11 protein-coding genes and 1 pseudogene are annotated in these 23,139 nt (G+C 38.2%); 8 read left to right on the top strand and 4 right to left on the bottom strand.

The window, feature by feature from the left end; translation table 11 throughout:
* The first annotated feature begins 127 nt into the window (after positions 1-127).
* Complete coding sequence (locus R2R28_RS21875) at positions 128-1,912, top strand: glycoside hydrolase family 15 protein (RefSeq protein WP_316827782.1); 1,785 nt, start codon at positions 128-130, stop codon at positions 1,910-1,912.
* Positions 1,913-2,353: 441 nt separating this feature from the next.
* Here the strand turns inward: R2R28_RS21875 and R2R28_RS21870 are convergent, their stop codons facing one another.
* From R2R28_RS21870 to R2R28_RS29225, 4 genes and pseudogenes are all read right to left on the bottom strand, one after another.
* Positions 2,354-4,543: a bifunctional alpha,alpha-trehalose-phosphate synthase (UDP-forming)/trehalose-phosphatase gene (locus R2R28_RS21870; RefSeq protein ID WP_316827781.1), complete on the bottom strand. Its 2,190-nt coding sequence runs from the start codon at positions 4,541-4,543 to the stop codon at positions 2,354-2,356.
* Between the two features lie 84 nt (positions 4,544-4,627).
* The gene (locus R2R28_RS21865; RefSeq protein WP_316827780.1) at positions 4,628-5,983 is read right to left on the bottom strand and encodes a sensor histidine kinase; all 1,356 of its coding nucleotides are present in this window, start codon (positions 5,981-5,983) and stop codon (positions 4,628-4,630) included.
* Between the two features lie 89 nt (positions 5,984-6,072).
* Positions 6,073-7,443, bottom strand: coding sequence for a sigma-54 dependent transcriptional regulator (locus tag R2R28_RS21860; protein WP_316827779.1), 1,371 nt, complete (start codon positions 7,441-7,443; stop codon positions 6,073-6,075).
* A gap of 125 nt (positions 7,444-7,568) precedes the next feature.
* Positions 7,569-7,846, bottom strand: a pseudogene (locus R2R28_RS29225) (endonuclease domain-containing protein).
* Between the two features lie 384 nt (positions 7,847-8,230).
* On the opposite strand from R2R28_RS29225, the gene R2R28_RS21850 reads away from it, so the two are divergent.
* The 7 genes from R2R28_RS21850 (at position 8,231) to R2R28_RS21820 (ending at position 23,083) form a co-directional block, all read left to right on the top strand.
* Positions 8,231-9,475, top strand: a complete 1,245-nt coding sequence (locus R2R28_RS21850; protein WP_316827777.1) for an efflux RND transporter periplasmic adaptor subunit — start codon at positions 8,231-8,233, stop codon at positions 9,473-9,475.
* 252 nt (positions 9,476-9,727) lie between these two features.
* Positions 9,728-10,426 carry an ABC transporter ATP-binding protein gene (locus tag R2R28_RS21845; RefSeq protein WP_025142969.1) on the top strand — a complete coding sequence of 233 codons (699 nt, stop codon included), beginning with the start codon at positions 9,728-9,730 and terminating at the stop codon, positions 10,424-10,426.
* A 248-nt stretch (positions 10,427-10,674) separates the two neighbouring features.
* On the top strand, positions 10,675-13,047 hold the full coding sequence (locus R2R28_RS21840) for an ABC transporter permease (RefSeq protein WP_316827776.1): 2,373 nt from the start codon (positions 10,675-10,677) through the stop codon (positions 13,045-13,047).
* A gap of 77 nt (positions 13,048-13,124) precedes the next feature.
* Complete coding sequence (locus R2R28_RS21835) at positions 13,125-15,485, top strand: ABC transporter permease (protein WP_316827775.1); 2,361 nt, start codon at positions 13,125-13,127, stop codon at positions 15,483-15,485.
* A gap of 199 nt (positions 15,486-15,684) precedes the next feature.
* Positions 15,685-18,072 carry an ABC transporter permease gene (locus R2R28_RS21830; RefSeq protein WP_316827774.1) on the top strand — a complete coding sequence of 796 codons (2,388 nt, stop codon included), beginning with the start codon at positions 15,685-15,687 and terminating at the stop codon, positions 18,070-18,072.
* Positions 18,073-18,251: 179 nt separating this feature from the next.
* Positions 18,252-20,624: an ABC transporter permease gene (locus tag R2R28_RS21825; protein WP_316827773.1), complete on the top strand. Its 2,373-nt coding sequence runs from the start codon at positions 18,252-18,254 to the stop codon at positions 20,622-20,624.
* Positions 20,625-20,701: 77 nt separating this feature from the next.
* Positions 20,702-23,083: an ABC transporter permease gene (locus R2R28_RS21820; protein ID WP_316827772.1), complete on the top strand. Its 2,382-nt coding sequence runs from the start codon at positions 20,702-20,704 to the stop codon at positions 23,081-23,083.
* Positions 23,084-23,139 lie beyond the last annotated feature (56 nt).

Genomic DNA, 23,139 nt, shown 5'->3' with positions numbered 1-23,139 from the left:
TCGCCATGCTAAACATACCTTGCAAGTTTCTAAAATCTGCAAGATCTACAAATTTAGAAGGTCTTTTTCGTTTTCTACCCAACATTTTCCCCATGAGCTTGTTTGTAAATAAACGAAAAAATAGTTTATGGCCGAACAACACCTTTATCAAACAGGAATTATAGGAAATTGCGCTTTCATTGCACACGTAAATAAAAATACAGATATATCATGGCTTTGCTGGCCACGTTTCGATAGTCCTTTTGTTTTTGGGAGTTTATTGGATCAGAAAAAAGGAGGGGAGTTTTCGATCCTGCCTCAGGGCGAATTTACCTCTACGCAATATTATATCGAAAATACCAACGTTTTAAGAACAGAGATCACCGCAGATGACGGTAAATACCGCATAACCGATTTTGCGCCGCGTTTTCACCTTTACGAACGTTATTTTAAACCTTTAATGTTCATCAGAAAGATTGAACCTTTGGAGGGAAATCCACGCGTTACCATAAAATGTGAACCGGTTTGTGATTACGGAAAGGGCAAAATGAAATCGAGTAGGGGCAGCAATCATATCGATTATCTTGGCTGCGATGAGAATATTCGTTTAAGCACCAATATATCACTTACCTACATCATCGATGAAAAGGCATTTGTATTAAATGAGGCGAAATACCTCATCATGACTTACGGACAAAATCTGGAAGCTCCTGTAGTAAGTACTGCAGAAAATTTTCTGCGTGAAACCGTTGCTTACTGGCGTTTGTGGATTAAACACTCCTCCATCGCAGGTTTTTACCAACCCTTTGTGATCCGCTCGGCTTTGGTTTTAAAAATCCATCAATATGAAGATACAGGTGCTATCATTGCGGCCAGTACCACAAGTTTGCCAGAATCGCCGGGGAGTACGCGGAATTGGGATTACCGCTATTGCTGGTTACGCGATTCGCACTATGTATTAACTTCGTTAAACCATATCGGGCATTTTGAAGAAATGGAGAAGTATTTTAATTACCTATCTGATATTTCTCATGCAGAGGATACGCGATACCAACCGCTATATGGCATCGCAGGTGAAAGGGAAATTACCGAACGCACTTTAGATCATCTTGAAGGTTACAAAGGTGAACAACCGATTAGAATTGGAAACCAGGCTTATGAACACATTCAGAATGATATTTACGGTCAGGTTTTAATTTCGATGCTACCACTTTATACCGATCACCGTTTTGTATTTTCTGAACGCAGCGATTCAGTAAAATGGATAGAAAGTGTGCTTTCTAAAATAGAAAGCACGATTGACGAAAAAGATGCCGGAATCTGGGAATTCAGGAATATTGCCAATGTGCATTGTTATAGCAATTTATTTCAATGGGCTGGCGCTCAGGCAGCTTTAAAAATGGCCAAAACAATCGGTAACGAGGATTTTGAGAAACGGGCACAGGTTTTAATTGATAAAGCAGCGGCTCATATTGAAGCTTGTTACGATCCGGAAAGAAAAGTGTATACCAATGCCGTTGGTAGTCCGCATTTAGATGCCAGCACATTGCAATTAATTATGATGAACTACCTGGACCCTGCATCAGACCGTGCAAAAGATCATCTAATTGCTTTAGAAAAGGAATTAAAAACGGAAGACGGACTTTTTTACCGTTACCTGCATGCCGATGATTTTGGGAAACCTAAAACCACATTTTTAATCTGCGCTTTCTGGTATGTTGAAGCCCTGGCCTGTGTAGGCAGAACTGATGAGGCGATTAAAGAGTTTGAAAACATCATTAAATATTGTAACCACTTACTCTTATTCAGCGAAGATGTTGATGCCAAAACCGGTAGCCAGTGGGGGAATTTTCCGCAGGCGTATAGTCATGTGGGATTGATGAATGCAGCTTACCGCATTGCAATTAAACTGGATAGACCGATATTTTTGTAAAGATGGTGGATTGTAAATTCCGACCAACTAAGAAAGCTTTGACAACTTTAATATGAACAACCTACATTAAAGTTGTCAAAGCTATATGAAAAAGCTCTGCGGAGATGCAGATTTTGGTTTTATATTTATTTCAAAAAAGAATCGTCATCTCTACCGGAGCATCGCGGAGAGGAGAGATCTGCCCCGGGATAGATCTCTCGACTTCGTTGCACTCCGCTCGGGATGACGGTAACTTATAGGGAAGTTACCTCCGCTATTATAAAAAAGGTCTGCGGAGATGCTGATTTGGTTTTATATTTATTTCAAAAAAAGAATCTTCATATCGACCGGAGCGGAGAGATCTGCCCCGGGGCAGATCTCTCCGCTCCGGTCGGGATGACGGTAACTCATAGGGAAGTTACCTCTATCGGTCGCTGTCTTAACGACAGAAAAAGTGCATTTTTACCCCCGCTCTACAAATTCTTCCTTCACCAAACTCCAGAGCAATTTTCTCACTTCTTTAAAATCGTTGAGGTAATATTTTGCTTCAGAAATGTTGTTGCCAACTTTAATCGTGAAAGCTTCATCTGGTAAGGCCCGGAAAATATCTTCGTCGGTATGGTCATCGCCAAGCGCGAGAATAAAATCAGGATCTTTCTCATATAGCCAGTTTAAAGCTGCTTTCCCTTTATTTACTTCCATATTTTTAAACTCGATTACTTTGTTGCCTGGCATTAATTGCAAGCCTTTATCTGCAGCGAGTATTTTCATGTGGCTAATAATTTCATTAGCCCTTAAATCGCCCAAACCCTCTTCTGCCTTGCGGTAGTGCCAAACCAAAGAGTAACTTTTTTCTTCAATAAATGATCCAGGTGTTCTATCGGTATAAGTTTCTAATAAAGTTCTTATTTCTTGTTTCCACTGGTCGGTAAGTAAAGGAAGGCAATTCCATTTATCCCCATGCGATTTTTGCCATGCGCCATGTTCGGCAATCAGATCTACTTTTAAATGTCCGAACCACTGTTCCAAAGTTTCGTGTCTTCTGCCACTAATAATAACCACTGTATTCGAATTGTTAATGGCTAGGTTTTCGATCAGATCATAGAGTTCCGCATCCGGAGAGGCATCATCAATATTTCCGGTAAAATCTACCAGGGTACCATCGTAATCTAAAAATAGTGCACGATCGGTTGTTTTAGCGTATTTAGCGGCTATTACTTCGTTAATGGCATTCACCGCGTGTTTGGTCAATAACGATTTTTGAGAATCTTTCACTTCGTTTAATCTTAAAATAAAATTGTTTACCCAATGTTTTACATTGAATTTTTCTACAATGGTACGCATGGCTTTCATGCGTTGTTGTTGCTCTTCCAATGGCATTTTTAATGCGCTAACAATGGCCTCCATAATGTCGCCAAGGTTGTTGGGGTTAACAATTACCGCATCAGTTAATTCTTTGGATGCACCGGCCATTTCACTTAAAATCAGCACACCATCGTTATTGTTCCTGCTGGCAATGTATTCCTTGCTTACCAGGTTCATGCCATCACGCATTGGGGTTACCAGGCATATATCAGCAGTGGCATAAAGTGCCGATAATACCTGGATGGGAAAGGATCGGTAGAAATAATTAACAGGAATCCAGTTAATGGAGCGATAGCGTGCATTTAAATTACCCACAAACTGATCGATCTGATCTCTTAGATCGCTGTATTGCGGTACTGTATCCCGTGAAGGAACCACAATCATAAAAAGTTCAATTTTTCCTATATATTCAGGGTGAAGCTGCAACAATAATTCTAAAGCTTTTAGGCGTTCTAAAATCCCTTTGCTGTAATCTAAGCGATCGATGGAAAGGATCACTTTCATGTTCTCTTTTCCGGTTCTGAAAAAATCGATTTCTCTTTTTACTTCGTCGGAAGCAGTCAGGCCCGAAAATTTATCAAAGTCGATGCCCATTGGGAAAGCCTCTACCACAATTTGCCTTTCGTTGCTGTTGAGCACGTTTGATGATGAATTTACCGGAAGTAATCGTGTTGCTGTACTGATGAAATGACGCACATCATCGTAGGTATGAAAACCGATTAAATCGGCACCGATTAATCCATTTAGCAGTTCTTCGCGCCAGGGGATTAACCTGAATATTTCGTATGACGGAAAGGGGATATGCTGGAAAAAACCAATGGTGGCATTGGGTAATTTTTCTCTTAAAATACCCGGTAAAAGGAGTAATTGATAATCCTGGATCCAGATTTTATCCCTTCTTTGCAGTACCTGCATGGCACTTTTCGCGAATTTTTCGTTTACCGATTTATAGCAGTCCCAATAGCTCTGCTCAAAATGTGCATAAGTAACCACATAATGAAACACGGGCCATAATACCTCGTTAGAAAAACCTTCGTAATATAAATTGATTTCGGATTGTGTAAGGAAAACGGGATATAGATTTAATTCGGCGAGTTTCTGTGTAACTTCTTCTTGACGTTCTTCAGGAACATCTATTCCCGGCCATCCGATCCAGATGGAATTGCCTGATTTATACACGTCGCCGAGGCCGGTAGCAAGGCCACCTTCGCTGGGAATAAACGTGTATTCGTCGTTTTCTTCAATGATTTTAACGGGTAGTCTGTTCGATATTATAACTGTCTTCATGCTTGTATTTGATGTATCTACATCATTAAAAGCATATCAAATTGGTTTTGTTTGGATTTTTAACCCAAAAAAACATTCAAATGATTAAACGTAGTTAAACAGCAAAGAAAAAGTTGTGCCACTGTCAGGTGTCGAAATGACTTCAATACTTCCCTTATGCATTTTCATAATATTGCGACTAATGGTTAATCCAATACCCGATCCATTTTTTCTGGTGGTATAAAATGGAACAAAGATTTTTTCCAGGTCCTCGGCATCAATTCCCTTTCCATTATCGCTAACATCAATGTAGAGTTTGGTGTTCTCCAATCGGTAATTTACATTGATATAAGGCATCTCCCTATTTTCGACGGCATATATGCTGTTGGTAATCAGGTTAATCAACACTTGTTCTACTAATTTAAGGTCGAGTTGTACCGTGATTTTTGAAGAAGTCTGCTCTACATCCAGTACCACATTTTTAACCTTGGCAAATGGCTGCATCAAAACTTTAATGTGTTTCAATATTTCGCCAATGGTATGCGATTCGAGATTTGGTGTTGGCAGTTCGGCAATCAAACGGTAATCTTTTACGAAATCCAATAAACCCGACGAACGCCTTTGGATAGTTTGTAAGGCAGTTTTCAAGTCGTCCATTTCATCCTCCGTGAGGTTCTTTTTATCGGTTACCATTTTATTGATCGTATCCGATAATGAACTGATCGGAGTTATCGAGTTTAAAATCTCGTGCGAAATCACACCAATCAACCTGTTCCAGGCTTCGGTTTCTTTTTGCTCAATTTCGTCTTTAATGTTTTGGAAACTGATAATCGTATAATTCTTTCCGTATAGGTTTAAAGGGATCACTTCGGTAGAAAGCTGGATCAGCTTATCCTGGATTTTTAATTCAAGAAACCTTTTTCCTCCTGTTAAAATCTGCTCTATTTCTGTTGCAAATGATGGAAGGTGTTGTTTTAGCCTATGCCAATATTTGTAAGCGGGCACAGCCAATAAATTTGAAGCGGCCTGATTGAAAAAAGCGATTTCTTCCCCTTTTTCTTCCACTGCATTATTCACCACAATTACACCAACCGGAACCTGCTCTAAAATGGTTTTGATGAGCTGAAACATGGCTTCCTGCTCCAGTCTGATCTGTTTATGGACTAATAAGATATCACTGAATGATTCATAAAGCTCAGGAAAACTACCTCTTGTGACTTTATTTTTGAAATTTAACGTATGATCTCGCGTTTTAACCGCCAAAATGAAACGGTTAATATCCGAGCGGATCTGATTGATATAATAATAAAGCGAAATAATGGTGCCTAGCAAAATTAACGCAACACCGATAATGGTAAACCAGAGCTGTGTATTTTTGATGAGGTAAAATAAGAGATAGCCCAGCAGGTTGATAATTACCAGGCGGAATATTAAACGGAAGGTAAAGCGTTGGTAGAACATAGTTAAGGTTTAGGGTTTAAGGTATAGGGTTTAGGGTTGAAGAACGGCATTATAACCTTACGCCTTAAACCTTATACCTCAAACCTCTCTCAGATTCCAAATTTTTCGATTCTTCTGTAAAGTGCGGCCCGGGTTAAGCCCAGCTCGGCAGCAGCTTTTGATATGTTTCCTTTGTGTTTGTCGATTGCTTTCTGCACCATCATTTTTTCCATATCTTCTAAAGCCATTTCATCGGGCATGGAGTTATTTTGCGCAAAACGCTGCGGGCTTAACTGTAAATCTTCTTCCGAAATTTCAGTTCCATCACTCATAATTACGGCCCGTTCTAAAACATGCTGTAATTCGCGCACATTGCCTGGCCATTTATAATTTAAAAGCACATCTTCGGCTTTATGGCTGAGTTTACGAATTTCTTTGTGATACTTGGAACTGAAAACCTGCATAAAATGATTGGCCAATAGTAAAATATCCGTTCCGCGCTTGCGTAAAGGTGGTAACACCAATTCAACGGTGTTGATCCGGAAAAGTAAATCCTGCCTGAAGGTGTTTTTAGCCACCATTTCGTTTAATGGCATATTGGTAGCGGTAATGAGGCGAACATTTACCTTGCGCTCTTTACTTTCGCCTAAACGGGTAACCGTGCGGTTTTGTAAAACGCTTAAAAGCTTGGCCTGAAGCGGTAATGTTAAATTTCCAATCTCATCTAAAAAGATTGATCCGCCATCTGCCAGTTCAAAACGGCCGGGTTTATCTTCTTTGGCATCGGTAAAAGCACCTTTGGCATAACCGAATAGCTCACTTTCGAATAAATTTTCGTTCAGGGAACCTAAATCAACATGCATAAAAACCTGATTTTTCCTTTGCGAATTTCCATGGATTTCATAAGCAAAAACCTGTTTTCCGGTACCATTTTCTCCCAAAATAAGCACATTGGCATCTGTCGGCGCAACTTTTAATAAGGTGGCCTGCAACTGTTTTATGCCATCGGCCTGACCAACAATGTTTTCAAAACCTCGGGTAAGGTCTTTTTGAAGGGAAGAGTGTATTTTTTCGAGTTTTTTTACTTTTCGGGTCGATTCGCGTAGTTTGGATGCTGCAGAAATGGTGGCGAAAAGTTTTTCATTTTCCCAGGGTTTTAAAATAAAATCTGTAGCGCCCTTTTTTATCGCTTTAACAGCCAGTTCTACGTTTCCAAAAGCCGTCATCAAGATCACCACATAATCTTTATCGATAGATAAAATGTGCTCGAGCCAGTATAAACCTTCTCTGCCATCACTAGCACCTTTTTGGTAATTCATATCGAGCAGAATGATGTCAACTTCATTTTTACTCAATAAAACATTGATTTCTTTAGGCGATTTACAGGTAATTACCTGCTTTACCTGCTGTTTTAGAAACAAACGGGCACTGAGCAGGATATCGTCATCATCATCGATAATTAAAACTGTGGCGTCTAGCATAGCCTCTCCCTATTAAAGTTAGTATATATATATATATTTGCTGTCCCTCTCCTGCAGGAGTGGTAACGGTATTTTGTGGTTTAAACCCACAATTTTTGTTGGGTTTATTATTTTTTTCTCCATTTTTAAAGAGAAAGGTGAATTTTAATAGCATTAATAACCTCGTCCAGGTTATTATTTATAGCTTGATTTGTAAAGCGGATTACCTTTATCCCAATCTTTTTAAGTTCATCAGTACGCTTTTGATCATATTGTTGATTTTCGGGGTTGTGGTGTATCCATCCATCAATTTCAATGATTAATTTAGCTCATGGCAGTAAAAATCTCCAATATGTTTATTTACCGGATGCTGTCTTGTAAATTTAAAATTCAGGATTTTTCTATTCCTCAAACATTGCCACATCATTTCTTCAGCCTCTGTTTGATTTCTCCTTAATGCTTTCGAAAACTCTAAAAGCTTCGAATTGGCACCATCAAATAGGTTATCCTTATAATCCGCCATATCTAATAGACTAAACTTAACCTATTAAAGATAATGGTTTTGGGCTATTTATCTCTTCAAAAAATCTGCACCATGTTTTTGCACCTGCCCTCTCTCCTCCAGGGGAGGGGATGAAGGGGTGGGGCAAAAATACCAAAACTGTCCGCTCGCGCACACGAACTGTCCGATAATGAACAGATAAAAATTATAAAAACTTTTAATTAATTGATTATTAGTGCTTTAATTATGTTTGTTGCTTTTGGCACAAGCTTGGCATAAGGGAAAACGAACAGTACAACCGAACACATGGACAAGAAAATAGAGAAAAAAAGATTTAGCACTAAAACCCTCATCATTATAGGGGGGGCGATTGCTTTTGTAGCAGTTGTAATTTATGGCTATACTTTATCCCTTAAAAAAGTTTACAGCGCCGATGCCGATAAATTAACAATCAGCAAAGTAGAATACGGCGATTTTGAAGATGTAGTTTTATTAAATGCCAGTGTTGTTCCATTAACTTCGGTAATTGTAAGTTCATCAGAAGGTGGTACGGTTGCCGAAATATTTACCGAAAATGGTGCTTCGGTAGTAAAAGGTACGCCTTTGTTAAGAATCTCGAACTCAAATGCGATGTTGAGTTATACTTCCAGTCAAACTGCTGCTACTGAGCAGATTAATCAGTTACGTAAATCACGCTTAGATTTAGAACAAAACCAGCGGGTATTAAATCAGGATGTTTTAGATGTAGAAAATAATTTGAGAACAGCAACGCGCCAATACCGTTTGGATAGTTCGCTATTTGCCAAAAAAGTAATTACGTTGCAAGAACTTAATAAATCGAGCCAGGATTACGAATATTACCAGGGCAAATTGAAAATCGTACGTCAGGCTATTAAGCAGGAAAACCAGAGCAGAAAAATGCAGTTGGCGCAGATCGACCAATCAATGGGGCAAATGAACGAAAGTTTGGAAATGATCCGTAAAAATATTGAAAATATGACGATCAAAGCTCCGGTTTCGGGTAAATTATCGTCTTACGATCCCGTAATTGGCAAATCATACAACTCCAACGAAATGATCGGTAAAATCGACGTTTTGCAAGGTTATAAACTTCAGGCCGGTGTGGATGAATATTACATCAACAGGGTTAAAGAAGGCCAGACTGCCAGTTGCGAATTTAATGGCAAAACTTATAACTTAACAGTAAGCAAGGTAATTCCAGAGGTTACTGCCGGTCAGTTTCAAGTGGAGATGGTGTTTAAAGGTCCTGCACCCGAAGGCTTACGTAGAGGTTTATCATTACAGACCAAGTTAACCCTGTCGGATAATAGCAAATCGTTGCTTTTAGCACAAGGACAGTTTTTCCAGAGTACGGGTGGCTCATGGGTATTTGTGGTAAACAATGGCAAAGCAACCAAGAAAAACGTAAAAATTGGCAGAAAAAATTACCTCTACTATGAAATATTAGATGGTTTGCAAAAAGGAGACGAAGTAATTACCTCATCATACGATCAGTTTAACCAATACGATCAGGTGGTGATCAATAAATAAGTTGGGAGTTTTGAGTTGGGAGTTTTAAGTTGAATATAACAATGACCAATAACTAATGAATCAATAACCAATAAACTAAAATTAGCCGGTAACAGATTTGGACTTTGAAAAATTGGGATTTGTGATTTGAAATCATGCAGTACCAATGAACTAATGACCAATGAACCAAAATAAATAATAATATAATCAGGTCTTGATACTTGATACTAAATACTTGATACTAGATATAAAACTAGAATAACACTTGATACGATGATTAAAATAGAAAATCTGGAAAAAGTTTACAAAACTGAAGAGGTAGAAACCACTGCACTTAACGGAATTAACCTTCATGTGGCAGCAGGCGAATTTGTTTCCATCATGGGCCCATCTGGCTGTGGAAAATCTACCTTATTAAATGTAATGGGTTTATTAGACAAGCCTGAAAGCGGAAGTTATAAGTTTATCGATACAGAGCTTTTAACGCTAAACGACAGGGAACGTTCAAATTTCCGTAAGCGAAATATGGGCTTCGTTTTCCAGAATTTTAACCTGATCGATGAGTTAACGGTTTTTGAAAACATCGAACTGCCATTGATTTACAATAAAGTTGCAGCCGGCGAACGCAAAAAACTGGTAAACGAAATCATCGAAAGGATGAACATTGTAAACCGTAGCGGACACTTTCCTCAACAGTTATCGGGTGGACAACAGCAGCGTGTTGCTGTAGCAAGGGCTTTGGTAACCAAACCTAAACTGGTTTTAGCCGATGAGCCTACCGGAAACCTCGATAGTTCGCATGGTAACGAAGTAATGGAACTGCTCTGCGAGTTGAACGAAACCGGAACAACCATCGTAATGGTAACCCACTCCAGTCACGATGCCAGTTTTTCTAACCGGATTATTAACCTGAAAGATGGTCATGTGATTTCCGAAAAGATTAACAAAAGCCGGAACGAGGAGCTGATATAAAGGGCAAAAGGCTGAAGGTTTTAAGGTAGAAGGTCGAGTTGTATCACCTTTAACCCTCCACCTTCCCGCCTTCAACCTCAAAAAAGATTTTAGTTTAGTTAATAATAGCCACCAACAATCTTCCCCGGATGGGGAGATTTTGGATCGGCATCAAGAAAAGTTAAAAAGAAAGACCAAAGCATTTTGCCCGGAATCTTTATGACTGATACCGTCTTGATACTTGATACTAATTACCAGATACTACGAATATGTTCAAATTAAACCTAAAAATAGCCTTACGTAACCTTTGGAAAAGCAAGGGCTTCTCCCTGATCAACATCGGCGGATTGGCTATTGGTTTGGCCAGTTGCATGGTTTTGTTATTGTATGTGAACTACGAATGGAGCTACGATAAACAGTTTTCTAATCATGAAAAAACTTATGTAGTTTATCAAAATATGGTAGCAAATGGTAAAACTTTCAGCTGGGCGTGGACACCTAATGTGATGGCTAAAGAAGTGCAGGAAAAAATACCTGGGGTTAAATATGCCTCTCACACTACTTACCCAAGAAAACAACTCATTACCGTTGGCGATAATAAGATAAATAGCAATGCTGTATTTGCCGATCAGAATTTTATTAAAATATTGGATTATAAATTTCTTGAAGGTAATTCGTCTACAGTTTTAAAAGATGTAAATACCATTATTCTGACCAGGTCTTTTGCAACAAAATTATTTGGAAATGAAGATCCTGTTAATAAGACAGTAAAGCTCGAAAACGAGGAAGTATTAAAAGTAGAAGCGGTAATAGAAGATGCTCCTGCAAACAGCAGCTTAATTTTTGAATGTATTATGCCCTGGGCATTGTTCGAAAAGCGCCAATCTTGGGTAAAGGAAGGCAATTGGGGAAATAATATGTGTTTAACACTTGTTCAGTTAAAGGATAATAGCTTTTTCAATAATGCAAATGATTTGATGGAGGGTATTTACAAACGCAATCAAAAAGATAATACATCCGTAGCTTTATTGCATCCTTTAACCAAATGGCATTTATACGATGATTTTCAAAACGGTAAATCGGTAGGTGGAAAAATAGATCAGCTTAAAATATTTTTATTACTGGCCTTTTGCATCTTATTAATTGCCTGTGTAAATTTTATGAATTTATCTACAGCACGGTCAGAACGTAGGGCAAAAGAAGTTGGCGTTCGTAAAGCAATTGGATCAACACGTAAATCATTAATATATCAGTTTTTTTTAGAGTCCCTGCTCATCACATTTATCGCCACAGTTTTTGCTTTTATCTTAATTGAAGTTAGCTTACCATATTTTAATAGTTTGTTAGATATTAATTTATCAATCGATTACCATAATGGCACATTTTGGTTAACACTTGTGGGGCTAATGTTTTTAACCGGATTTGTGGCAGGTAGTTATCCGGCACTTTATTTATCTTCTTTCGAGCCGATTAAAGTGTTAAAAGGTTTCACCCTTAAAACAGATTCATCAGCTTTGGTAAGGAAAGTATTGGTAGTAGGGCAATTTGTTTTTGCTGCTGGTTTAATTATTTGTACCGCAGTAATTTATCAACAACTTAATTATGTTAAAAACAAGCCTATTGGTTACAATCAATCTAATTTATTGCAAATAGCAGTAGTTGGCCAAATGAACGATGCCGCTAAACTAGAATTGCTTAAAACGCAACTAATAGCAGCTGGTGCAACAACTCATGTTACTTCTTTTAGTACTGATTTTACTGAAGGAGGAGATAATACAACGGGGGTAGAATGGGAAGGTAAAAACCCGAATGAGAAAATTTCTTTTAACCATAGATCAATAGGGTATGATTTTGTTGAAACTATTGGCACTAAAATGATTAGTGGCAGGGAGTTTTCTGCGAAATTTCCTAACGATACAGCCAGCGTATTGTTAAATGAGGCGGCTGTGAGAATGATGCAATTAAAAAATCCAATTGGCAAAGTAATTACTTTCTGGGGAGATAAAAAGCTGACTATAGTTGGCATTGTAAAAGATTTTGTGGTAGAAAGTGTTTACCAAAGAGTGGCCCCAATGATTTTTAGGTCAAATGGAAAGTACGATGCGCGGGTTATCATTGCGCGTTTAAATCCAAATCAAAACATCAGTTCATCACTGGCCAAAATTGATGATTTAGTAAAACAAATGGAACCTAATTATCCTGTTAACCGCAAATTTGTGAACGAATCTTTTGAAGTAAAATTTAAAAATGAAAAAATTCTAGGTTCACTTTCAAACTGGTTTGGTGGTTTCGCCATTTTTATTTCTTGTTTAGGATTATTAGGCCTGGCGCTTTTTATGGCAGAGCAACGCAAAAAAGAAATCAGTATCCGTAAGGTTTTAGGCGCCAGCACTGGCAATATCCTCGTGTTACTAAATAAAGATTTTATAAAACTGGTGGCCATTGCCAATCTCATAGCATTCCCATTAGCATATATTATTATAAATAAATGGCTTTCAGCTTTCGAGTACCGCATCTCTATATCTGCAATGCCATTTATTGTTGCCGTTACTTTGTCAGTACTCATTGCCATACTTACAGTGAGTGCCCAGTCTGTTAAAGTAGCCAAAGCAAACCCTATTGATGCACTTAAATACGAATAAGGTGGAAGATTAGAAGATTTAGGGCGTAAGGTTAAAGCGCCCAGACCATAACCCCTACACCCTAAACCCTACACCTTATGTTCAAACTCAACCTAAAAATAGCATTCCGCAACCTCTGGAGAAACAAAGGCTTTACCCTGATTAATTTGGGCGGCTTGGCCATTGGTTTGGCCAGCTGTATGATTTTGTTGCTATATGTTGCTTATGAATATGGTTATGATAAGCAATTTACCGATTATGATAAAACATATGTGCTTTACAATAATCAAAAAACAGCCTCCGAAACTTTTAGTTTTATGGCTTTCCCTGGCCAGTTAAAAGACGAAATAAAAGATAAAGTACCAGGATTAGCAAAGGTAAGCCGTTTATCTTATCCTGAGCCGATGCTTTTATCTTACAACCAGAACAACTTTAAAATGAATGCTGTTTTTGGTGATCCCGATTTTCTTAAAATGTTTGATTATAAGGTGTTGAAAGGGAATGCCAATACATTTTTGAATAGCATAGATGGGGTGATTCTGACAGAAACACTGGCTAAAAACCTTTTTGGTAATGAAGATCCGCTTAACAAAGTAATAAAGATTGATAATAAAGATAATTTAAAGGTTGAAGGCGTAATTGCAGACCGGCCAAAAAATTCGACGCTTGAACTGGATTATATTATGTCGTGGAAATTGTATGAAAAATTAAATCCATGGACAAAAAACAGTGGCTGGGGCAATAATTATTGTATGATGTTTATGCAACTTCAAAACAATTCATTTTTTGATCAGGCCAATCACCAGTTAAATGGTATGATCAAGGCGCATGATAAAGAAGCGAATGGTGAGCCTTTTATGCATCCGCTTTCTAAATGGCATTTATACGATAAATTCGAAAATGGCAAAAATGTTGGTGGAAGGATAGATCAGCTAAGGATATTTTTCTTACTGGCTTTCTGCATCCTTTTAATTGCCTGTGTTAATTTTATGAACCTTTCTACTGCCAAATCAGAAAAGAGGGCCCGGGAGGTTGGCGTGCGTAAAGCCATTGGTTCTTCCAGAAATAATCTTGTAGGTCAGTTTATGTTCGAGTCTGTTTTATTAACCACATTGAGCATGTTGGTGGCTTTTGTACTGATTGAAGTAAGTTTGCCATATTTCAATAATCTGTTGGGGATTACCCTTGATATTAACTATAGCGATTATAAATTCTGGACTGTATTTTTAGGTTTGACGTTGCTAACCGCTTTTATAGCCGGAAGTTACCCTGCATTTTACCTCTCTTCTTTCGATCCGGTTAAGGTTTTAAAAGGATTTAAAATTTCGGGAGGCTCTACACTGTCTATCCGTAAATTTCTGGTGATTTTTCAATTTGTGTTTGCTGCTTGTTTAATTGTTTGTACCGGAGTAATTTACCAGCAGTTAAATTATATCAAAAATAAACCAATCGGTTACAATAAAGCTAACCTGGTACAGATTTCTACCGAAGGTGAATTTTCAAAAAAAGAAAAGCGCGAAATTTTAAAGGATGAATTGCTCAAATCAGGCGCTATAACTGGCTTTACCGAATACAGCATGTCGTTAACCGGTGGCGGAAACAACACTTATGGAATCAACTGGCCGGGCAAAAACGAAAAAGATAAAATCCTGGTCAACTTTAGGTTTACCAATCTCGACCTGACCAAAACTACCGGAATGGAAATACTGCAGGGTAGAGATTTTTCGAAAGATTTTGTAGATACAGCCAATGTGCTGGTTAATGAAGCAATGGTTAAAGTTATGGGGATGAAAAATCCGGTAGGTAAAATGATCGATTGGGATCAGCCCATAAGAATCATTGGCGTAGTAAAAGATTATGTAATGGAATCTCCATATCAAAAAGCCAAACCACTGCTTATTGCGCAAAACCCTAACCGTACCACTACCATCATTATGCGGTTAAACGATAAAAATAACATTACCTCGTCTGTTAACCAGATTAATGAAACGGTAAAAAGGTTAAATCCGGCTTACCCTGCAACAATAAAATTTGTAGACGATAATTTTGAATTAAAATTCAGAAATGAAAAGCTGTTAGGCACACTTTCTAACTGGTTTGGAGGTTTTGCCATCTTTATTTCGTGCTTAGGTTTACTGGGGTTAGCACTGTTTATGGCCGAGCAGCGCAAAAAAGAAATCAGCATCCGTAAGGTTTTGGGCGCAAGTACAACCAACATCCTCACTTTATTAAATAAAGATTTTATTAAACTGGTTGCTATTGCAAATATAATTGCATTTCCATTGGCCTATATTATTATTAACAAATGGCTTTCGGGTTACGAATACCGCATTTCAGTTTCTGCATTGCCGTTTATTGCTGCCATTAGCCTGTCGGTTATTATAGCAATACTTACCGTAAGTATCCAATCGGTAAAAGTGGCAAAGGCAAACCCGGTAGATGCACTTAAGTATGAATAAGGCGTAAGGTTTAAGGTTAATACGCTATACCTTAAATCCAATTAACACAATATGAATAAGGCGTAAGGATAAGGCTTAACAATATTATGCCAACCCTAAACCTAAAGATAGAATATAAACAAGGTATAAGAATTTATGGTGTAAAGCGTATGATTAGTACGCCAACACCCTAAGCCGTATACCCTAAACCTTAAACCTAATGTTTAAACTCAATTTAAAAATAGCGTTACGTAACCTTTGGAAGAATAAAAGTTATGCCATGATCAGCATATTTGGTTTGGCCGTGGCCTTAACCATTTTTATTTTAACCATGTTATATGCGAATTATGAAAAAGGATATGATTCCTGGAATTCGGGTTATGAGCATATTTATCGCGTAAATTATAAATCCACAACCGAAAATGTTGCTTTAAGCCCTGGTAATATGGCAACCGTGAGTAAGGAGAAAATCCCTGCGGTTGAAGCTGCAACACGGATACAGGATTACTGGTTTGGAGATTTGTTGCTTAAAACAAAAACCAAAAGTTTATATATCAACGATGTTTTACTTGCTGACAGTAATTTTTTAAAGGTATTTAATTACCCATTGGTTTATGGTAATGCAGAAACTGCATTTAGCAAACCGCAAACGTTGATTTTAAGTAAAACAATGAGTGAAACGCTTTTTGGAATTGGGGTAAATCCGGTTGGTGAAACCATTCTACTCGATCAAACATTACCCTGTACCGTAGCCGCTGTGATAGATGAAGCTAAATTTCCATCACATTTTCATTTTAAATTGATCAGGAGGTTTAAAAAGAGTGCCAGTGAAGATTATTACAGTAATAACTTTTACACTTATGTAAAATTGAATGCGAACAGTAACCTGGCGCAAACAACAGATTTATTAAATAAGAACCGTACAGAAATATTAAACGCCGAACTGGCCAAATTACCAAATGAAGAAAAAAGTGGCTTTTCTGAATTTATTACCCAAAACAAACTTTATCTGCAGCCTGTAAAAGCGATACATTTAACCAAAGCCGATGTAGAGTACGAATTTACAGGTAATGGCATGGGGCGTTACATGTACCTGATGTTTATTGTAGCTACGCTCGTTTTGGTTATTGCTGCGGTCAACTTTACCAATTTATCCATTACTATTGCCACAAAAAGAGCTAAAGAAACTGGTGTAAGGAAAGTTTTAGGTGCACATAAAATGCAGATTGGCATGCAGTTTATTTTAGAAACAGCCTTTCAGTGCCTAATAAGTCTGGTTATGGCCGTTATAATGGTAGAACTCTTTCTGCCTGCCTTCAATAATACCATTGGTTCATCTATCCAGCTCAATTACTTTTCTGATTACAGCCAGATAGCGGGCCAGGTTTTACTATTGCTTTTAACGGTAACCTTAATTGTGGGCCTTTATCCGGCATTACTCATTAGTAATATCATTCCTGCCAAGGTATTAAAAGGGAATTTTGCGAACAGCAATAATGGTTATTGGATTAGAAACAGCTTAATTGTACTTCAGTTTGCCATTGCAGTTTTATTTATTTCAGGCATCTGGATCATCAATAATCAGCTGAACTACATGCAGCAACGTGATTTGGGCTATAAGCCACAACAGGTAATGGCCATCAATTTACAAGATGATAGTGAAGCACATTACCAGAAAGTAAAAAATACGCTAAAAAATATCAGTGGTGTAAACAGCATCAGCAGGGCCGATCATATTCCGGGTGAAGATATGGGTGGAAATAGTTATGTAAACCAGGGAAAAACCTACAATGCCAATTTTATTTCTATCGATGTAGATTATTTTAACACCATGGGGATGAAAATTGTTGATGGAAGGCCGTTTAGTGCCGCCATAGCAACTGATACCCTGAATTCGCTGATACTGACAGAAACTGCAGCTAAAACTTTTAATCTTCAAAATCCTGTTGGCAAAATGCTTAAATTCCATACAAGGGATGTGAAAGTAGTTGGCCTGGTAAAAGATTTTAACCATTATAGTCCTGAAAAAGCCTATCAGCCAATTGTTTTTCAATATATTAAAGGAAATCCGCTTCGATATGTTTTGATCAATGTTTCTGCGCAAAAATCTGCAGCAGTTATTTCGCAGATAGAAAAAGAATGGACAAAACTCGAACCCGATTTTCCGATTAAATATAGTTTGCTGGATAAATCATTCGAAAAGCTGCTGCAAAAACAGATGCAACTCCGAAGTGTTGTTGCATTTTTATCCATCATTACGGTTGCGCTTGCCTTAATGGGGATTTTTGCCATCGCCACATTTACCACTCAGCGCAGAAGTAAAGAAATTAACATTAGAAAAGTTCTTGGTGCCTCAATTTTTGATATCCTGGGCTTATTAAATAAAGGATTTGCCAAACTTATTGTACTGGCAAACCTAATTGCCTGGCCAATTGCCTATTTCATATTAAGAGAATGGCTTAATGGTTTTGCCTTTAGGATAGCCATGCCTGTTTTGCCTTTCATTTTATCAGGATTAATTACGCTTTTACTTACAGTTGTTATTGTGAGTTTACAATCGTATAAAGTTGCTCATGCTAATCCTGTTGATGCTTTAAAGTACGAGTAATGGTGCGAAGCTAGAGGGTAATAGGGTAGAAGGTTGAAAAGCCTAGCCCCTCAACCTTTCTGGTTTTAGAAAATATTAAAATTAGACATAATGGTTAGAAGAAAGATGGTAATAGAGGTTGAAGGTATATACACCTCAACCTTCCAACCTTCAACCTTCCTACCTTCAACCTTAAAAAGATGTTTAGATTAAACCTTAAAATAGCTTTACGTAACCTTTGGAAAAATAAGGTAAGCTCGTTTATTAACGTAATTGGTCTGGCCATCGGCTTGGCTGCCTGTTTAACGTTGCTGTTGTACGTTACCTACGAATGGAACTTTGATAAGCAGGCTAAAAATTCGGCCGATGTTTATACTACTATGACCAATATTCCAGGTGATAACGGTAAAATTTCAGGAACGTTTGAAGGTTCAACCACGGCATTTGGTCCGGTAATTAAGCAGGGCCTGCCCGAGCTGAAATATATGGCAAGGATGGATTACGGAGGTAAAAATTTAATTGCCAACGGACAGAACGCTTTCAAACGTCAATCTAAATTCGCTGAGCCCGATATCCTGAAAATGTACGACTATGAATTTATTCAGGGCAATGAGAATACCGCTTTGAGTAGCCCTAATTCGGTTATTTTAACAGAATCTACCGCTAAAATACTGTTTGGAACTACTGATGTGTTGAATAAATCGGTGCGTTTTAAAGATCAGTTCGATTTGAATATTACCGGTGTAATTAAAGACCAGCCCGATAACAGCTCAAACAAATTTGATTATTTAATGCCCTGGGCTTTATACGAAACTATTGACGAAAGCGCCAAAGATTTAAACTGGAGCAATTACAGTTTTATAACACTTGTAATGTTAAAAAGCGATGCGAATTTAGACCTGGTTAACCAAAAAATAAATCAGATAGAGAAAAAAAATAACACCAACAACCAGCAAACCCAGGTATTGTATCCATTGGCTAAATTACATTTATATGGCAAGTTTGAAGATGGTAAAAGTGCTGGCGGTGCTATAGAGCAGATTTATCTGTTTGTTGGCCTGGCTTTTGGCATCTTGTTAATCGCCTGTATCAATTTTATGAATATGGCAACGGCCAAATCAGAAAAACGTGCAAAAGAAGTTGGTATAAAAAAGACCATTGGTGCTAACCGCGGCTCACTCATTGTCCAGTTTTTAACCGAATCGATGATGCTGACTTTTGTCGCGGTGATTTTTTCCATTGCCATTCTCGAAATCTTTTTGCCAGCTTTTAATAACCTGCTGAATATCAGGTTGAACGTATCATATTTCAACAGCAGCAGTTGGGTAGGTATTTTAGGGATTGTTATCGCTACTGGCCTAATTGCAGGTAGTTACCCTGCATTTTACCTATCTTCTTTTAATCCGATCCAAACCTTAAAAAGAAAAATTAAATCGAAAACTTTCTTTTCTGTGAGTTTAAGACAGGTTTTGGTCGTGGGACAATTCTGTTTTGCTATTATCCTCATCATTTCCACTTTGGTGATTTACAAACAGATCCAGTATATTAAAAACAGACCTGTGGGCTTCGATGTAAATGCCCTGGTTGAGATGCCACAGGATGGCGAACTGAAAACAAAATATGAATTGCTGCGGTCGGAATTACTAAAATCAGGTGCGGTTACCTCCATGTTCCAATCGTCAGTAAGTTTATCACACAGAGGTCGCAATTTTTCCGGTATCGAATGGGAAGGAATGTTGAAAGCCACAAATAACCAAATGTTCAACCAGGTAATTACTACTTACGATTTTACCAAAACCAATGGTATCAAATTGACTAGTGGAAGGGATTTTTCTGAAAATTTCGCTTCCGATACCAGTGCGGTGATGGTAAGTGCTTCTGCAGTTAAAATTTTTGGGTATAAAAATCCGGTTGGTAAAACGGTTACTATTAATGATGATAAATTTAATATTATAGGCATTTTCGATGATTACGTATGGGATTCGCCCTACAAATCGAATAACCCGATGGTGGTATTTTTTGATAAGAAACGAACGGGAAACATCACCATGCGTTTAAATGAAAACAACAGCATCCAAAGTAATATCGAAACGATCAGTAGGATTACAAAAGCTTTAAATCCAGCTTATCCTTTAGAAATTAATTTTTTAAATAACGTATACGCTGAAAAATACAATGCCGAAAAAACTTTAGGCATCCTATCTAACCTTTTCGGTGGTTTGGCGATTTTCGTTTCCTGTTTAGGCCTTTTTGGTCTGGTGGCTTATAGTGCCGAGCAAAGAACAAAAGAATTTGGCGTGCGCAAAGTATTAGGCGCTTCCTTATTCAACCTCATGCAGTTGTTATCACTCTCTTTTGTAAAAATGATAGTGGTATCAATTGTGATCGCCATTCCGCTGAGTTATTTTCTAATGAATAAATGGCTGATGAAATTTGAGTTTCATACCGAAATATCATGGTGGATTATGCCACTTGCCGGATTGGGAACCTTATTGATGGCATTGGTTACCGTAAGTTTCCAGGCTTATAAAACGGCTCATGCCAATCCTGTTGATGCACTTAAATACGAATAATATCTGCGGTTAGCGCTTGGCGATCAGCGTTTATGCTTCGCCCATCGCCAAACGCTTTACGCTAAAACCTCAAAAATATGTTTAAACTCAACCTAAAAATAGCACTGCGTAACCTTTGGAAAAACAAGGGCTTTACATTGATCAATGTTGGCGGACTGGCAATCGGCATGGCCTGTTGTTTAATGTTGTTGCTGTATGTATATTACGAATGGAGCTTCGATAAACAATATAAAAATGCCGATAAGGTATATTTGGCTGCCTTAAATTTAAAGTTTAACGGCAAACTGGCTACTACCATGGCGGTTCCGAATAAATTGGCGAAAGCAGGGGTTGCAGAACTGCCGGGCATTAAAAGCGCAGCCCGCATATCGATGAATAACGGGCAAAGGCTATATAGCCATAACCAGTATAATTTTAAATTACAAGGAATGAATGTCGATCCTGATTTTTTAAAGATCCTCAATCACAAATTTATTTATGGAGATCCAAATACAGCGTTAGCTGAACCTAATAACGTACTCATTAGTCAATCTACCGCTAAAAAGCTGTTTGGAGATGAAAACCCAATAGGGCAGCGCATTAAATACGATAACAGGATCGATTTAAAAGTGAGCGCTGTTATCGAAGACCTACCCAAAAATCAAAGCATGCAGTATGATCTATTACAGCCATGGGCCTTTTTGGAGCAGGAAAATCCTCGGGAAAAGGAAAATGGATGGGGCGCTATTACCTGTTTAACTTTATTCCAGCTTAAAGATAATGCTTCCTTTGAGGCTACAAATGCGGCATTAAAACACTTCATTGTAGATAAAGAACCCGATTTGAAAGAAATGACCTACGAACCTTTTCTTTTTCCCCTTAGCAAATTGCATTTATATGATGATTTTGACAACGGAAAGGTTGTTGGCGGTAAAATAGATCAGTTAAAGTTATTCGTTTTTCTGGCCATTTGTGTATTGTTTATCGCCTGTATCAATTACATGAACCTTTCTACCGCCAAATCAGAAAAACGCGCACGCGAGGTTGGCGTGCGAAAAGCTTTAGGTTCTACCCGAAATACCATTATGGGGCAGTTCATGGTAGAATCATTATTGTTGTCGTTTTTAGCCATGTTAATTGCTTTTACACTGCTCGAAGTTTCTCTGCCGTACTTTAACAACCTGCTCGATATTTCGATCAAAATCAATTATGGTTCAATCGGCTTTTGGGCGGTTTTATCTTCCATGGTATTGCTTACAGGCCTCCTTGCCGGAAGTTACCCCGCATTTTACCTGTCATCTTTTATCCCAGTAAAGGTTTTAAAAGGTTTTAAAGGTTCAACCGGTTCTTTATCCATCCGTAAAACCTTGGTGGTGGTGCAGTTTAGTCTTTCTATCTGCATGATTATCTCTGCAATTGTAATTTACAGTCAGATCCAGCACCTTAAAAATAAACCTTTAGGGTTCGACGAAACGGCATTGGCACAGGTAGACCTGGAAGGCGAGTGGACAAAACCGGAGAAACTGAAGACTTTTAAAAACGAATTGGAAAGGGAGGGAGCCATTGTTGCTGCAACCGAATATGCCAATTCTTTTACCAGTAGCGGTTCCATTACCGGCGACATTCAATGGCCTGGAAAACCCAAAAATGATGTTTCCATCATCAATTATAGAAGTACAGGTTTCGATTTTGCCAAAACAACAGGCGTAAAAGTGCTTGAAGGAAGGGATTTTGACCGTAAGTTTTCTGCTGATAGTACCACATCACTTTTACTGAACCAAAGTGCCGTTAAAATAATGGGTTTAAAAAATCCGGTTGGTACCATTATCCATTGGGGCGATAATCCACCGCTTAAAGTTGTGGGTGTAGTACAGGATTATTCCAATGAATCACTTGCTTCTAAAATACAGCCTACCGTTTATTATTTCAGCGTTAGAACTAGCAAAGTGCTACTGCTCAAACTCAATCCTAAACAAGCGCTTTCTACTTCCATCGAAAAGATAAAATCAATAAGTCAAAATTTAAACCCTGCTTATCCCATTGAGGTGAAAATGGTTAGTCAGGGCATGGCAGAGAAACTAAGGAGCGAGCGGTTGCTCAGTGCACTCTCGAACATTTTTGGAGGATTTGCCATTTTTATTTCCTGCTTAGGTCTTTTAGGCCTGGCATTGTACACTGCCGAACAGCGCAGCAAAGAAATCAGTATCCGTAAGGTGCTGGGAGCCAATCTTTCGGATATTTTAATCCTGCTAAACAAAGATTTTATGAAACTGGTGATCATTTCTAACGTGATTGCCATTCCGGTGGCTTACATTCTCCTTGCCAAATGGCTCGAAAAATACGATTATAAAATTACAGTAAATCCCTGGCCATTTTTGCTCGCGTTGTTAACCTCGGTAGTCATTGCCATTTTAACCGTTAGCCTGCAAACTTTCAAAGTGGCTAAAGCAAATGCTGTAGATGCCCTTAAATACGAATAAGTTAGAAGGTTAAAAGGTTTAGGGCGTAAGGTTAAAGCGCGCAAACCTCATACCCT

Source organism: Pedobacter miscanthi (assembly GCF_032678605.1).
GTDB classification, from domain to species: Bacteria; Bacteroidota; Bacteroidia; order Sphingobacteriales; family Sphingobacteriaceae; genus Pedobacter; species Pedobacter miscanthi_A.
This window is presented reverse-complemented; position numbering and strand designations above follow the sequence as displayed.

Bases quoted from the DNA above. Each gene is read 5' to 3' on its own strand.
- R2R28_RS21875 (WP_316827782.1), top strand. From the start codon at position 128: ATGGCCGAACAACACCTTTATCAAACAGGAATTATAGGAAATTGCGCT.
- R2R28_RS21860 (WP_316827779.1), bottom strand. From the start codon at position 7,443: ATGCTAGACGCCACAGTTTTAATTATCGATGATGATGACGATATCCTG.
- R2R28_RS21830 (WP_316827774.1), top strand. From the start codon at position 15,685: ATGTTTAAACTCAATTTAAAAATAGCGTTACGTAACCTTTGGAAGAAT.
- R2R28_RS21870 (WP_316827781.1), bottom strand. From the start codon at position 4,543: ATGAAGACAGTTATAATATCGAACAGACTACCCGTTAAAATCATTGAA.
- R2R28_RS21825 (WP_316827773.1), top strand. From the start codon at position 18,252: ATGTTTAGATTAAACCTTAAAATAGCTTTACGTAACCTTTGGAAAAAT.
- R2R28_RS21820 (WP_316827772.1), top strand. From the start codon at position 20,702: ATGTTTAAACTCAACCTAAAAATAGCACTGCGTAACCTTTGGAAAAAC.
- R2R28_RS21840 (WP_316827776.1), top strand. From the start codon at position 10,675: ATGTTCAAATTAAACCTAAAAATAGCCTTACGTAACCTTTGGAAAAGC.
- R2R28_RS21835 (WP_316827775.1), top strand. From the start codon at position 13,125: ATGTTCAAACTCAACCTAAAAATAGCATTCCGCAACCTCTGGAGAAAC.
- R2R28_RS21865 (WP_316827780.1), bottom strand. From the start codon at position 5,983: ATGTTCTACCAACGCTTTACCTTCCGTTTAATATTCCGCCTGGTAATT.
- R2R28_RS21845 (WP_025142969.1), top strand. From the start codon at position 9,728: ATGATTAAAATAGAAAATCTGGAAAAAGTTTACAAAACTGAAGAGGTA.
- R2R28_RS21850 (WP_316827777.1), top strand. From the start codon at position 8,231: ATGGACAAGAAAATAGAGAAAAAAAGATTTAGCACTAAAACCCTCATC.